General features: G+C 71.3%; 12 protein-coding genes. 6 read left to right on the top strand and 6 right to left on the bottom strand.

The window, feature by feature from the left end:
• The first annotated feature begins 40 nt into the window (after positions 1–40).
• The 3 genes from BLS56_RS00210 (at position 41) to BLS56_RS00200 (ending at position 3,097) form a co-directional block, all read left to right on the top strand.
• Positions 41–868 carry a M55 family metallopeptidase gene (locus BLS56_RS00210; protein ID WP_091448626.1) on the top strand — a complete coding sequence of 276 codons (828 nt, stop codon included), beginning with the start codon at positions 41–43 and terminating at the stop codon, positions 866–868.
• A gap of 8 nt (positions 869–876) precedes the next feature.
• On the top strand, positions 877–2,190 hold the full coding sequence (locus tag BLS56_RS00205) for a M20/M25/M40 family metallo-hydrolase (protein ID WP_091446811.1): 1,314 nt from the start codon (positions 877–879) through the stop codon (positions 2,188–2,190).
• A 232-nt stretch (positions 2,191–2,422) separates the two neighbouring features.
• A complete protein-coding gene (locus BLS56_RS00200) occupies positions 2,423–3,097 on the top strand; it encodes a J domain-containing protein (protein WP_091446809.1) in 675 nt (224 codons plus the stop codon).
• On the opposite strand, the gene BLS56_RS00195 is transcribed toward BLS56_RS00200, so the two are convergent.
• Complete coding sequence (locus tag BLS56_RS00195; RefSeq protein WP_091446807.1) at positions 3,094–4,524, bottom strand: carotenoid oxygenase family protein; 1,431 nt, start codon at positions 4,522–4,524, stop codon at positions 3,094–3,096. The two genes, BLS56_RS00200 and BLS56_RS00195, sit on opposite strands and share 4 nt — an antisense overlap.
• 68 nt (positions 4,525–4,592) lie before the next feature.
• Here BLS56_RS00195 and BLS56_RS00190 point away from each other — a divergent pair, with 68 nt between their 5' ends.
• A complete protein-coding gene (locus BLS56_RS00190; protein WP_175482580.1) occupies positions 4,593–5,249 on the top strand; it encodes a TetR/AcrR family transcriptional regulator in 657 nt (218 codons plus the stop codon).
• Between the two features lie 3 nt (positions 5,250–5,252).
• Here the strand turns inward: BLS56_RS00190 and BLS56_RS00185 are convergent, their stop codons facing one another.
• Positions 5,253–5,984, bottom strand: coding sequence for a hypothetical protein (locus BLS56_RS00185; RefSeq protein ID WP_091446804.1), 732 nt, complete (start codon positions 5,982–5,984; stop codon positions 5,253–5,255).
• A gap of 107 nt (positions 5,985–6,091) precedes the next feature.
• On the bottom strand, positions 6,092–6,619 hold the full coding sequence (locus BLS56_RS00180) for a hypothetical protein (protein ID WP_091446803.1): 528 nt from the start codon (positions 6,617–6,619) through the stop codon (positions 6,092–6,094).
• 561 nt (positions 6,620–7,180) lie between these two features.
• Between BLS56_RS00180 and BLS56_RS00175 the strand changes: the two genes are divergently transcribed.
• On the top strand, positions 7,181–10,273 hold the full coding sequence (locus BLS56_RS00175; protein ID WP_091446802.1) for a GH92 family glycosyl hydrolase: 3,093 nt from the start codon (positions 7,181–7,183) through the stop codon (positions 10,271–10,273).
• 1 nt (position 10,274) lies between these two features.
• On the opposite strand, the gene BLS56_RS00170 is transcribed toward BLS56_RS00175, so the two are convergent.
• The 3 genes from BLS56_RS00170 to BLS56_RS00160 are packed head-to-tail and all read right to left on the bottom strand — an operon-like array spanning position 10,275 to position 12,898.
• Positions 10,275–10,976, bottom strand: a complete 702-nt coding sequence (locus BLS56_RS00170; RefSeq protein WP_091446800.1) for a histidine phosphatase family protein — start codon at positions 10,974–10,976, stop codon at positions 10,275–10,277.
• Positions 10,977–11,024: 48 nt separating this feature from the next.
• A complete protein-coding gene (locus tag BLS56_RS00165) occupies positions 11,025–11,852 on the bottom strand; it encodes an undecaprenyl-diphosphate phosphatase (RefSeq protein WP_091446797.1) in 828 nt (275 codons plus the stop codon).
• The gene (locus BLS56_RS00160; protein WP_091446795.1) at positions 11,849–12,898 is read right to left on the bottom strand and encodes an LLM class F420-dependent oxidoreductase; all 1,050 of its coding nucleotides are present in this window, start codon (positions 12,896–12,898) and stop codon (positions 11,849–11,851) included. The genes BLS56_RS00165 and BLS56_RS00160 overlap by 4 nt, the downstream gene beginning before the upstream one ends.
• Before the next feature lie 91 nt (positions 12,899–12,989).
• Here BLS56_RS00160 and BLS56_RS00155 point away from each other — a divergent pair, with 91 nt between their 5' ends.
• Positions 12,990–13,979 carry an aldo/keto reductase gene (locus tag BLS56_RS00155; protein WP_175482579.1) on the top strand — a complete coding sequence of 330 codons (990 nt, stop codon included), beginning with the start codon at positions 12,990–12,992 and terminating at the stop codon, positions 13,977–13,979.
• Positions 13,980–13,986: the final 7 nt, after the last annotated feature.

Genomic DNA, 13,986 nt, shown 5'->3' with positions numbered 1-13,986 from the left:
CCGAAGTCAACGAATGACGGCCAGAAGTACCGTGTGGGCGGTGCGCATCCTCATCTCCGCCGACATGGAAGGCGCCACCGGCGTCACCTGCACCGCCGACGTCGTCCCCGGAACCGAGCAATGGCAACGCTTCCGCCGCCTGCTCACCGGCGACGTCAACGCCTGCGCCACCGGCCTGCTCTCCGCGGGAGCCACCGACGTGCTGGTCAACGAGGCCCACTCCGCCCAGCGCAACATCCTCATCGAAGACCTCGACCCCCGCGCCCGCCTGCTCACCGGCAGGCACAAACCCCTGTCCATGATGCAGGGAATCGACACCCGCGTGGATGGCGTCGTCTTCCTCGGGTACCACACCGGTGCGGGCGCCGACGGCGTCCTGGCCCACACGTACCTGGAGAACGCGATCACCGAGGTCCGACTCGACGGCGTCCCCGCCAGCGAGGGCAGGCTCAACGCCGCCCTCGCCGCCGAACACGGCGTCCCCGTCATCATGGTCACCGGCGACGACCTCACCTGCGCAGAAGCAGCAGGCTACGCCCCCCGCGCGGCCACCGCCGCCGTCAAGGAATGCGTCAGCCGCTACGCCGCGATCTGCGCCCCACCCCAGACCACCGCCGACCTCATCCGGACCGCCGCCGCGCGGGCCATGGCCACCGCCGGACGCGGCCACGGCGACGCCGCCGCGCACGTGATCGAAGTCGACTTCGACGCCACTCATCTTGCGCACGCGGCCGCTGTCGTGCCCACTGTTGACCTGAGCGCCACCCGCACCGTGCGGTTCACCGCCGAATCCATGACCGAGGCGATGAAGGCGTTCAAGGTGGTGACCGCCATCGCGGCGGCCGCCATGGACGGAATCTACGGCTGAGGAGGACCATGACCGAGGCGGTCGAGGACCTGTGCGCCCGCTTGATCCGGTTCGACACCACGAACCGAGGCCACGGGCAGGGCAACGGCGAACGGGACGCGGCCGAGTTCGTCGCCGACCGGCTCACCGACGCGGGCCTCAAACCCACCCTGCTGGAACGCGCCCCCCGCCGCGGCAACGTCGTGGTCCGGGTCTCCGGCGCCGACCCGGACCTGCCCGCCCTGCTGGTCCAGATGCACCTCGACGTCGTCCCGGCCGACCCGGCCGAGTGGACCGTGCCGCCCTTCGCCGGGGAAATCCGCGACGGCTACGTCTGGGGCCGCGGCGCGGTCGACATGAAGGACATGTGCGCCACCGTCCTCACCGTCCTCGCCCGCTGGTCGGCCGAACGCCGCGTCCCCCGCCGCGACATCGTCGTCGCCTTCGTCGCCGACGAGGAAGACGCGGGCGAATACGGCGCCCACTGGCTCGTCGACCACCACGCCGACCTCTTCGACGGCTGCGCCGCCGCCATCAGCGAATCCGGCGCCTACACCATGCCCGTGCGCCGCGCCGACGGCACGCTCGTCCCGCTCTACCCGATCGGCACCGCCGAACGCGGCACCGCGCACCTGCTGCTCACCGCCACCGGCCGCGCCGGGCACGGCTCCCGCCGCAACGACGACAACGCCGTGGTCAAACTGGTCGACGCGCTGCACCGACTCGCCGCCCACCCCTGGCCCGTCGTGCTCACCCCCACCGTCCGCGCCTTCCTCGAACGCACCGGAGCCGCCCTCGGCGTCGAGGTCGACCTGGCCACCGACGCGGGCGTCGACGCCACCATCGCCCGCTTCGGCCTCGCCGCGAAACTGGTCGAGAACGTCGTGCGCAACAGCACCCGCCCCACCGTGCTCTCCGCGGGCTACAAGGTCAACGTCGTCCCCAGCGTCGCCCAAGCCCAGATCGACACCCGCGTCCTGCCCGGCACAGAAGACGACCTGCTCGCCGAAGTCGACCGGCTCCTGGGCCCCGGCATCCGCCGCGAGTTCATCACCAACCAGCCCCCCGTGCAGGCCCGCGTCGACTCCCCCTGGTTCGACGCGATGGCCGCCGCGCTGCGCTCCCAGGACCCCGACGCCGTCGTCGTCCCCTACTGCATGGGCGGCGGCACCGACGCCAAAGCCTTCTCCCGCCTGGGCATCGAGTGCTTCGGCTTCGCGCCCCTGCTGCTGCCGGAAGGGTTCGACTACCGCGCCATGGCCCACGGCGTCGACGAACGCGTCCCCGTCGCGGGCCTGCGCTTCGGCGTCGAGGTCCTCGACCGGTTCCTGTCCGACTGCTGACCGCCTGCCGCCAGCCAAGATCGCCGCACTAGGCCCTGTCTCGAAGTACCGGCACACGCCAGCCGCGCCGGGTGCGGCCCCTGACGGCACGGCCACGACACCCAAGTACGACACCGGTACGAGCGGCGCCGGCGGCCGCACCGCCAGGAACCACCCCGATCACGACTGACACGCACCGGCACTTCGAGACAGGGCCTAAGATGACGGCGCTGTCATCGACGGGGGAAGCAGCGTGCCCGGAGCCGACCACTACGACGTCCTCGGTGTGTCCCAGGACGCCACGGCCGAGCAGATCAAGGCCGCGTACCGCAGACAGGCCCGCGGCGCGCACCCCGACCTGGGCGGCGACGTCGACCGGTTCCACCGCGTCCACCATGCCTACGAGACCCTGATGGACCCCGCCGCCCGCGCCGACCACGACCGGGCCCGCGCGGCGCGGCTCCCCACCCCCGAACCCACCCGCCCACCGGCCCCGCTGCCCCAGTGGATCTCCGGCCCGTGCTGGCTTTGCGTCAAACGCGCGGGCCAGCCCCTGCTGCGCATCACCCTCGAACACACCGCCAACCAGCCCAGGACCGTCGACATCCCCTGCTGCGACTCCTGCTGGTCGCGCTACATCATCTTCGGCACCACCGGCCTGGCCACCGCGGGCGCCGCCACCGCGGGCGCTGCACTGCTCATCGCGATCATGCTCGTCGACGGGCTCGCCCCACTCGACCCCGGCGGCCTCGCCGTCTTCGCCGCCTGCTGCGCCCTGCTGCTCGCCTGCGCAGCGGCGGTCGTGCGCGGAATGCGCCGCCGCACCACCGCCGCCCGCCTGGAGACCGCGGCCAGAGTCCACAACCGCATCGCCTGCTATCCGCCGATCTCCACCCTGCTCAAACTCGGCTACCGCATGGACCGCTAAGCCATGTTCCCGGTCGGCGCCCAGTTGCCGTGGAACCCGTTGGGCACCCGGGTCGGAAGGTGCACCGCGGCCACCGTCGCCAAGGTCTCCGCGTCCAACAGCACCAGATCACTGCGGTCGGCCGCCGCGTCGTGGACGTACCCCATCAGCACACCGTCGTCCTCAGCGGCGTCGGCACTGTTCGGGTGGAACACGAACTCCCCGATCGAGCGGCCCCGGCCGAACTCCCGCGCCACCGCAGAACCCGTGCCGTGGTCGTGCTTGAGCAGCGTCCCGGCCAGACCGTCCGCGCCGAACGCGACGCTGTAGCCGAAGCGGTGCCGCCTGCCCACCACCCGCTCGTCCACCCGGGGGAACTCCTGCGGGCGATCGTCCACCCGCGACGACGACACCGCCCCCGCGGCCAGATCCACCACCCACCGCTCCACCGTGGGCAGCCCCTCGGCCGGTCCCGCGATGTTCGTGTCGAACGTCTTCGGGTGCCGCACCACGTCCAGGACCACCCGGTCGCCGTCGTCGTAGGCGTTGAACGGGTGGTAGACGTAGCACGGCTCGATCTCGAACCAGCGCACGTCGGCCGAGCCGCCCGAGCGCGGCATCACCCCCACCCGCGCCGGATACCCCGGATTCCACCGGTAGGGCAGCGGCCCGTTCGGCCGCAGCGGCGTCCCCATCGCCGCCGCGATCGGGTCCGGCACCCGCACCCGCCCGATCACCGCCGAGAGCACCAACCGCGCCGCCGGGCGCACCGCCGCGGGCACCTCCGGCCCCACCGCCAGCCGAGGATCGAAGGTCACCGGCAGGTCGTAGAACACGACGTGCTTCTCGGTCAGCGAAAAGTTGTGCATCATCGGGCTGCCGCCGACCTCGATGTCCACCTGGCGCCGCAGCCGACCGTCCGCCCCGATCACGGTGTACCGCACCTTGTCGCCCCACCCGAAGAAGTACGACACCGCGTGCAACTCCCCGGAAACCGGGTCCCGCAGCGGATGCGCGGTGTAGCCGCCGCGCAGAGTCCCATCGAAATCGCACGCCCGCAGCGTGTCCAGCTCGTCGGACAACTCGTAGCCGGACACCCCGGCCTCGATGAGCGCGAGCGTGCGGCCCGCGTGCGCGAGCACGTTCGTGTTGGCTCCCAGCGTGTCCAGCGTCCCCGGCGCCCCCTTCGGGCCGCCCAGGGCGGGTGTGCGCACCCACCGGCTGCGGTACCACTCGGCGTTGCCGTCGCGCAGGCGGACACCGTGGACCATGCCGTCGCCCATGAACCAGTTGTAGGTGTCCGGGTCGACCTCCGCGACCGGGTTCGGCCCGATCTTGAGGTACCGGCCGTCGAGGTGCTCGGGGATCGCCCCGGTCACCGACAACCCGGTGAGCGTGCTCTCCTCCCGCACCGGCCGGTAGTTGCCTTCCAGGTAGCTGTTCCCCACGGGACCTCCCCAATCGCATAACGCGGTTATGGCGACAGGTATAACGTGGTTATGCCAGAATGGCAAGCATGGACATCCGGGACCGCCTCGTCGCCGCCGCCATCGACCTGCTCGCCACCGGCGGCCCCGACGCCGTGCAGACCCGCAAACTCGCCGCCGAGATCGGCACATCCACCATGGCCGTCTACACCAACTTCGGCGGCATGGCAGGCCTGGTCCAGGCCATCGTCGCCGAGGGATTCACCCGCCTCGGCCACACCCTGGCCACCGTCGAGCGAACCGACGACCCGATGGCCGACCTGGTCGCGCTCGGCGGCGCCTACCGCGACCACGCCATCACCAACCCCGAGCTATACCGGGTGATGTTCGGCGTCACCGCCATCAACGGCCACCGCGCCGCCCTCGGCGACCCCACCGCCGCCACCGAAACCGAATCCCCGGAGCCCCACGACCCGCACGCGGGCGAAGCCCCCGACGCTCCGGACGACACGGCCGCGGCCGCCCTGGCCACCTTCGACGTCCTCGCCGAGTTCGTCGCCGCCGTCATCGACCGCGGCCTCGTCCGCCCCGACGACCCCCGCGCCCTCGCCGCCCAACTCTGGAGCGCCACCCACGGCTTCGTCCTGCTGGAAATCGCGGGCTTTCACGGCGCCGACGGCGCGGAACGCGTCCTGCGCCCGATGATCGCCAACCTGCTCGCGGGCGCAGCCGCCCGACCCGACTAGGTCCTAACCTGCGTGCCTGCTCAAAAACTCGTGCGCCCGCTCCGCGTCGAGCAACGGCGGCCCGAACCGACGCGGATGCGTCGCCCCGATCAGCAACGCCGACCGCACCTGCCCGCCACACGCCTTCGGGAACAACGACCACAGCAACGCCGCCGCGCCCGCCACCACCGCGGCGGCGATCCCGTTCCCGGTCGCCGCCCCATGCGGACCCGGCACATCCTCCCCCGGAGCCAACAGCCCACGCGGCTCCACATCCGGGTCCAGATCCACGAACCAACTCACCCGACCCGACGCCGTGCATGACAACACCGGCAACACCCACGGATGCCGAGTCAGCACACTCGACGCCGCACCCGCCGCCGCCACAACCGGCACCCCGCGCACCGCCGCCTCGTCCAGCACCTCGTGCAGCACCCGGTTCTCCCGCGTCGTCCCGTCCACCAACGGCACGCTCACCAACAACACCCGCGCCGACCCCGCGACATCCAGCACCCCGGCCAACTCCGCGGGCCCACACCCCTGCGCCACCGAACGGGTGACCACCGGTGACAGCGGGCAGATCGATAACGCCGAAAACCCGGTCACCGCGGCCAGAAACGGTGTGTCCTCGGCACTCGCGACCACCTCGACGGACACCGGCCCCGCACCGGCGCCCCGCCGCATCACCGGGGTCAACCGGACCAGGTCCAACAGCGGCGAGCGCGCCCGATGTCGAAGATCGGCACTGGAGATCACCGCCCGAACCACCTCTCCCACGCTCGACACCGGAGTACGGCCCAGCCGGTCCAGCGCGAACTGTAGTGGTGCGACGGCGTTCTGTGATCACTCCAACTGAGTGATGCTCAGGCCTGCGCGATGCGCACACTGTCACCGGAGAACGAGCGCACCGCGGCCACGATCTCGTCCCGGTCGCGGGTGAACAGCCGGGTGTCCACCGGCAGCCCCGGCCCCGACGCCACCGGCCACGCGTCCCGCCGGTGCAGCCCCTCCACCCCCGGCGTGCTCGGCGTGATGCTCGGCCGCACCCGCACATACAGCGTCGGCCCGTCGACCACGACCGACCGCAGCGCGTCCCACGGCAGGAAAGCCGGACCCTGCCCCGTCGGCAACCGCATCCCCGTCACATCCACCGTGAACGGCGACGCCCGCCGCTTCCGCCGCGCCACGTACGCGCCCACTTTCGCCGCCACCACCGCCAGCGCCGCGACCACCACGACCAAGCCGAGCAACCGATCGACCCACCCGGCCAACAACAGCACCACACCGGTCAACGCCACCGCGCCCCCGCCAACGACCCACGGCACCAGCGGTCGCCGCCAGGCCTCCTGGTCCACCTCGGCGATGAACAGCTCCCCGACCCCCGGCGCCATCGTGCTCCCTCCACTGTCGACAGGAAGGCAAACCCTACTTGACCTGCCGCTACACCAGGCCGAGAACGCGCAATCCCCATGCGCGGCACCGACAACGGCGACGTCGAGGCCCGCCGATCGCACGGACTAGCGCCGAGACAGGCAGTCACAGGTCGCGCTGCGAACCATTCCGAATCGACCACGAGAACCTCGACGCGACCGGCTCCCGGCACGGGGGTGGTGTACCTGTATCGCAACAGCGCCAACGGCCAGAACTGCGTGTTCACCGAGAAGGCCGTCGCCGTGGGAACCGCGACCCGCACCTCCGCCCACCTCTGCCGCGCCAGCAAGCCCAGCCCCTGGGCCTCAGTGCGTCTTTTGTGGGTCAGTAGGTGGTGTTTCTCAATGGAACCACGGTTGACTCTTACCCTTCTTATTATCTTGATACAAGATAGGCAAATTGACATGTCGGTAGTGGATCTGAAGAGGAAGCCCGGGAAGAGTGGCCCCTGGTCGGGTTCGCGGGCAGGGGCGGTAGTTCGTCAGGCGGAATCGGACCCGGTTTCGCCGTAACCTGGTTCGATGGACGTCTTCCGCACGTCGTTTGAAGCGGCCGACCCGGTGCCCGCCTGGACGGACACGCCGGACCAGGGCGGTGCGGCGGACGGGGTGCGGCTGCGGACGTGGGTCGGCTCTGGGCCCGCGGTTGCCCCCGCGGCGAAGACTCGGGTCGGGTTCACCGGCGTCCGCGCGCTGCGCTACGAGGGCGAGCACACCGCGCCGGGTGAGGCGCGGGTGACGAACCGGCTGTTCACGTCCGATCTGCGGGTCGACGCCGACACCGAGCTGTCCTATGTCGTCTTCCCGGAGCTGGGAGATCTGCGGTATCCGGCGACGTTCGTCGCGGTGGATCTCGCGTTCGACGACGGGACTCGCCTATCGGACTTGGCGGCGACCGACCACCTCGGGTTTCCGTTCACCGCGCGCGGCCAAGGGGAGTCGCGGGCGCTGTTCCCCGACCAGTGGAACCAGCGGGTCGTGCGGCTCGGACCCGTGGCCGAGGGACGGACCGTCGCCCGAATCCTGCTGACCTACGACTCGCCGCACGGGCCTGCGGAGTTCTCCGGCTGGCTGGACGACCTGGTCATCGGCCCGCCGCCCGCCCGGCCCGCCGATCCGGTCGACCGGGTGGTGACGACGCGGGGCACGCATTCCAGCGGGAAGTTCTCGCGGGGCAACACCGTGCCCGCGACGGCCGTGCCGCACGGGTTCAACTTCTGGATTCCGGTGACCAACGCGGCCGTGACCAACTGGTCCTACGAGTACCACCGGGGCAACACCGCGGTGAACCGGCCCGCGTTGCAGGCCATCGGGCTCAGCCACATGCCGAGCCCGTGGATGGGCGACCGGCACACCTTCCACCTCATGCCCACGACGGGGACGAGCCTGGGCAGGCGGGCCCGCGCGCTCACCTTCGACCACGCGAACGAGACCGCGCTCCCGCACCACTACGTGGTGCGCTTCGACAACGGGGTGCGCGCCGAGGTCGCCCCGGCCGACCACGCCGCCGTGCTGCGGTTCGCCTTTCCGCCGGGCCCGGCGAACCTGGTGCTGGACAACGTGAACCGGCAGGGCGCCGTGCGGGTCGACGGGAACGTGGTCACCGGGCACACCGATGTCCGAAGTGGACTATCTGTCGGCGCGGGGCGGATGCACGTCCACGCCACGGTGGACCGGGAGATCACCGAGGTCACCCGGCGGTTCGGCCGCAAACGCGCCCTGCTCCTGCGGTTCGAGCCCGAAGCGGAGGGGACCGTGGTGACCGTGCGGATCGCGACGTCGCTGATCAGCCCGGATCAGGCCCGGCGCAATCTCGGCGAGGTCGAGGGATTGTCGTTCGACCAGGTGCGCGAGCGAGCCCGCGTGGCGTGGGCGGAGGTGTTGGGGCGCATCGAGGTCGACGGCGCCACCGACGACCAGCTCACCACCCTCTACTCGTGCCTGTACCGATTGTTCCTGTATCCCAATTCCGGGTACGAGGACACCGACACCGGTCCCCGCTACGCCAGCCCGGTCGACCCGCCAGCGGTCAAGGCCGGGAAAATCTTTGTCAACAACGGCTTCTGGGATACGTATAGAACCTGCTGGCCCGCCTACGCCCTGCTCTCCCCCACCCGCTGCGCCGAGCTGATCGACGGATTCGTGCAGCAATATCGCGACGGCGGGTGGATCGCGCGCTGGTCCTCACCCGGTTACGCCAACCTGATGACCGGCACGAGTTCCGACGTCGCGTTCGCCGACGCCCACGCCAAGGGCGTGCCGGTCCCCCGCGACGCCTACGACGCCGCGCTGCGCAACGCCACGGTCGTCCCGCCGAACGAGTCGGTCGGGCGCAAGGGCCTCGACCGGTCGATTTTCCTGCACCACACCCCGACCAGCGTGCACGAGGGCATGTCCTGGGCGATGGAGGGCTGCGTCAACGACTTCGGCATCGCCACCATGGCCGCCGCGCTCGGCGACGAGGACAACCACGCGTACTTCCTGGACCGCGCCCGCCACTACGCGCACCACTTCGACCCGTCGGTCGGCTTCTTCCAGGGCCGCGACGGCGGGTGGCGCTGGTCCCCCGCCGACTACGACCCGCGGGTCTGGGGCTACGACTGCACCGAGACCAACGGCTGGACGGCCGCGTTCGCCGTCCCGCACGACCCGATGGGCCTGGCCGCCCTGCACGGCGGGCCGGACGCGCTGGCCGACAAGCTGGACGAGTACTTCGCCACGCCCGAGACCGCCCGGTATCCCGGCTCGTACCGCACCGTGATCCACGAGATGACCGAGGCTCGCGACGTCCGGATGGGCCAGTACGGGCACAGCAACCAGCCCGCCCACCACATCGCCTACCTCTACACCCACCTCGGCAGGCCGTGGCGCACCCAGGAGAAGGTCCGCGACGTGCTGGCCAGGCTCTACCAGGGCAGCGCGATCGGCCAGGGGTACTGCGGCGACGAGGACAACGGAGAGATGTCGGCCTGGTTCGTCTTCAGCGCCCTTGGCCTCTACCCGCTGCGCGTCGGCAGCCCCTCCTACGCCATCGGCTCTCCCCTGTTTCCCCGCGCCACCGTGCACCTGGAGAACGGGCGCGACCTGGTGGTGACGGCCAACGGCACCGGCGTCTACGTGCAGAGCCTGCTGGTCGACGGCGAGCCGCACGAGCGCGCCTGGATCGACCACGACGTGGTCGCGGCGGGAGCCCGCCTGGAGTTCACCCTGGGACCCGAGCCGTCGACGTGGGGCTGCGGGCACCTGCCGCCCGCGCTGGGCGACGGCCCGCCGCTGCGGGACATCACCGCCGGATCGCGCGGTCCGCTGTTCGACGACACCGCCGCTACCGAAACCGTGGTGAGCGCCCCCGTCGAGGTCGTGACGGACCCCGCCGAGGTGCTGATCTACACGCTGACCTCCGCCGCGACCGGGCCGGACCCCGCGGGGTGGACGCTGGACGGCTCGACGGACGGCCGCACCTGGCAGGTGCTCGACACCCGCGTCGGGCAGGAGTTCCGGTGGCGCAGGCAGACCCGCCCGTTCAAGGTCGCCGCGCCGGGCCGATACCGCCACCACCGTTTGGTCTTCGACGGCTCCCCACGGCTGGCCCAGGTGCAGCTTCTCGCGCGCTGAGTCAGCGCCCGGTCGAGCCGCCGACGGTCGCCTCGCCCGCCCGCTCCAGGTCCTCGTCCGGCTTGGGCTCCGGGGGGACGACGCCGCTCAGCTGGCCGCCGTTGTCGTTCATCCGCAGCACGAACGGCCGGGTCTCGGTGTAGCGGACGACGCTGACCGACGCCGGGTCGACCACGATTCGCTGGAAGGCGTCCAGGTGCTGGCCCAGGGCGTCGGCCAGCAGTGCCTTGATGACGTCGCCGTGGCTGCACAGCAGCCACACGGCCCGGTCGCCGAACTCGGCGGTCACCCGGGCGTCGTGGGCGCGCACCGCGGCCACCGCGCGGGCCTGCACGGCGGCCAGGCCCTCGCCGTCGGGGAAGACCGCCGCGGACGGGTGCTGCTGCACGACCTTCCACAGCGGCTCGCCGAGCAGGTCCTTGATCGCCTTGCCGGTCCAGGAGCCGTAGTCGACCTCGGCCAGCGCTTCCTCGGTCACCGGGGTGAGCGCGCGGGCCTCGGCGAGCGGCGCCACCGTCTGCGCGCAGCGCAGCAGCGGGGACGTCACGATCGCGTGCAGTGAGACGTCGGCGAGCCGGTCCACGAGTCCGGCCGCCTGTGCGCGGCCGGACTCGTCCAGGTGCACGCCCTCGCTGCGGCCCGCGAGCACGCCGGAGTTGTTGGCGGTGGAGCGGGCATGCCGAAGCAGTACGACTGTGGCCACTCCCCGAGCTTAGGGCGTGTCCGGTGGATCACGACACGCCCCAGGCGATCAGGTCGGGGAGACGACGCCGGTGGCCAGCAGCCCGCACAGCAGCGCGCCGAGGGCGATGCGGTACCAGACGAAGACCATGAAGCTGTGCTTGGAGATGTACCTGAGCAGCCAGGCCACGCACGCGTAGCCGACGACGAACGACACGGCCGTCGCCACGATGGTCTGCGGGATGCTCGCCTGCAGTCCGGGACCGCTGCGGTCGAGGACGTCGGGGATGCTGAAGATGCCCGCGCCGAAGACCGCCGGGATGGCCAGCAGGAACGAGTACCGGGCGGCGGCGGCGCGGTCGAGGCCGAGGAACAGGCCCGCGGTGAGCGTGCCGCCGGAGCGCGACACCCCGGGGATGAGCGCCATGGCCTGCGCCAAGCCCATCAGGACGCTGTCCTTCATGGTCAGCTTGTCCCGGTTCTGCTTGGCCGATTCGTCGGCGATGGCGAGGAACACCGCGAACACCATCAGCACGAACGCGGTGATCCACAGGTTGCGCAGGCCGGAGCGGATCTCGTCTTTGAACAGCACGCCGAGCACGCTGATCGGGACCGAGCCGATGATCACGTACCAGGCGAGCCGGTAGTCCGGGTCGCGCCGGGCCTCGGCGCTGCCCAGGCCGCGGAACCAGGCCAGCAGCAGCCGCCAGATGTCCTTGGCGAAGTAGATGACCACCGCGGCCTCGGTGCCGAGCTGGATGACGGCGGTGAACGAGGCGCCCGCGTCGGCGCCGAACCAGAGTTCGGAGACGACGCGGATGTGCGCGGAGGACGAGACTGGGAGGAACTCGGTCAATCCCTGGACGATGCCGAGGATTATGGCTTGAAACCAGGTCAACTACCGACTCCCGCGAGATCCAGAGCTTCCACGGCGACGCGCAGGGCCGCCTTGCTTTGCTCAAGATCTTGCAGGATCGGTGAAACGGTCAGCGTGGTGACCCCTGACTCGGCCAGGGCCTGCATCTTCTCGGCGATGCGCTCCTTGGGGCCGAGAAGCCCGGTCGAGTCGAGGAAGCCCAGCGGCACCGCGGCGGCGGCGCCCGCGTAGTCCTTGGCGAGGTAGCGGTTCTGGGTCTCGGCCGCCTCGGCCTCGTAGCCCATCCGGCAGGCGAGGTTGTTGTAGAAGTTCTGCTCGCGGCTGCCCATGCCGCCCACGTAGAGTGCGGCGTAGGGGCGCACGGTGTCGGCGGCGGTCTTCCAGTCGTCGCCGACGACGATGGGGGTGGTGGGGACGACGTCGAAGCCGTCGAGGGTCTTGCCAGCCTTGGCGCGGCCCCGGGCGATCAGCTCCAGGGACTCCTTGCCGTGCTCGGGCGAGTAGAAGATGGCCAGCCAGCCGTCGGCGATCTCGCCGGTCAGCTCCAGGTTCTTCGGGCCGATCGAGGCGAGGTAGATGGGGATCTGCTCGCGCACCGGGTGCACGGTCAGCTTGAGCGGCTTGCCGGGGCCGTCGGGGAGCGGCTGCGTGAAGTGTTTGCCCTGGTAGCTCACCCGTTCGCGGCGCAGCGCCTGGCGGACGATGTCGACGTACTCGCGGGTGCGGCCGAGCGGCTTGTCGAACTTGACCCCGTACCAGCCCTCGGACACCTGCGGGCCGGACACGCCGAGGCCCAGGCGGAACCGGCCGCCGGAGAGGGTGTCGAGGGTCGCGGCGGTCATCGCGGTCATGGTGGGGCGGCGCGCGGGGATCTGCAGGATGGCGCTGCCGATGTCGATGCGCTCGGTGTGCGCCGCGACCCAGGCCAGGACCGTGGGCGCGTCGGAGCCGTATGCCTCGGCGACCCAGGCCACCGAGTAGCCGAGTCGGTCCGCCTCCTTGGCCAGCTCAAGGTTCGCGGCGTCGTTCCCGGCGCCCCAGTAGCCCATGTTCAGTCCCAGTCGCACGGACCGACACTACCCATGGGTAACGCCGTTCCACCAGTCGTCCGGAGTGGCGCGTCCGGTGCCCGGGGTCGGCCGCCTAGGCTCCGTGCTCGTGGAGCAACGACACCTCGGGCGCAGTGGGCTGCGGGTGTCCCGGATGGCGCTGGGCACGTTGACCTGGGGCGGGGACACCGACGCCGGTGAGGCGGCGAGCCAGTTGGCGGCCTTCGTTGAGGCGGGCGGCACGCTCGTGGACACTGCGGACATCTACGCCGACGGCGAAAGCGAACGCGTGCTGGGCGCGCTGCTCGACGATCTCGTCCCGCGCGAGCAGGTCGTGCTCGCCACCAAGGCCGTCGCCCGCCGCCACGACGGGCCCTTCGGCGGCGGGGCGTCGCGCGGCGCGCTGCTCACGGCCCTGGAGGCGTCGCTGACCAGGCTCGACACCGACCACATCGACCTGTGGCAGCTGCACGCGTGGGACGAGTCTGTGCCGCTGGATGAGACGCTGTCCGCGGTCGACGCCGCGGTGCGCAGCGGCAAGGTCCGCTACGCGGGCATCTCGAACTACTCCGGTTGGCAGACCGCGACGGCCGCGACCCGGCAGGCGTGTGTCGCGGGCGGCGCGCCGCTGGTCAGCACGCAGGTCGAGTACTCGCTGCTGGAGCGGGGCGTGGAGCGGGAGGTGATCCCGGCGTGCGCGCACCACGGGATCGGTGTGCTGCCGTGGGCGCCGCTGGGGCGCGGTGTGCTCACCGGGAAGTACCGCACGAGCACCCCGGCCGACTCGCGCGGGGCCTCGGCGCGGTTCGCGCCGTATGTCGAGCAGCACCGCACGGAGCGGGCGGCGCGGATCGTGCAGGCGGTGGTGACGGCTGCGGACGGGCTGGGGACCTCGCCGCTGGCGGTGGCGCTGGCCTGGGTGCGGGATCGGCCGGGTGTGGTGGCCCCGGTCGTCGGGGCGCGGGACACCGCTCAGTTGCGCGGGTCGCTGGCGGCGGAGGAGCTGACCCTGCCCGCGGCGATCCGGGCGGCGCTGGACGACGTGAGCGGGATCGAGTTCGGGTATCCGGAACAGGGTGTGAAATCCCGGTTTGGTTAGCCTATGC

This window comes from Actinokineospora iranica (genome assembly GCF_900101685.1).
Taxonomy (GTDB): Bacteria; Actinomycetota; Actinomycetes; order Mycobacteriales; family Pseudonocardiaceae; genus Actinokineospora; species Actinokineospora iranica.
This window is presented reverse-complemented; position numbering and strand designations above follow the sequence as displayed.

What these genes read in the sequence shown, in the direction of transcription:
- BLS56_RS00180 (WP_091446803.1), bottom strand. Translation starts at nt 6,619, where the DNA reads ATGGCGCCGGGGGTCGGGGAGCTGTTCATCGCCGAGGTGGACCAGGAG.
- BLS56_RS00205 (WP_091446811.1), top strand. Translation starts at nt 877, where the DNA reads ATGACCGAGGCGGTCGAGGACCTGTGCGCCCGCTTGATCCGGTTCGAC.
- BLS56_RS00175 (WP_091446802.1), top strand. Translation starts at nt 7,181, where the DNA reads ATGGACGTCTTCCGCACGTCGTTTGAAGCGGCCGACCCGGTGCCCGCC.
- BLS56_RS00190 (WP_175482580.1), top strand. Translation starts at nt 4,593, where the DNA reads ATGGACATCCGGGACCGCCTCGTCGCCGCCGCCATCGACCTGCTCGCC.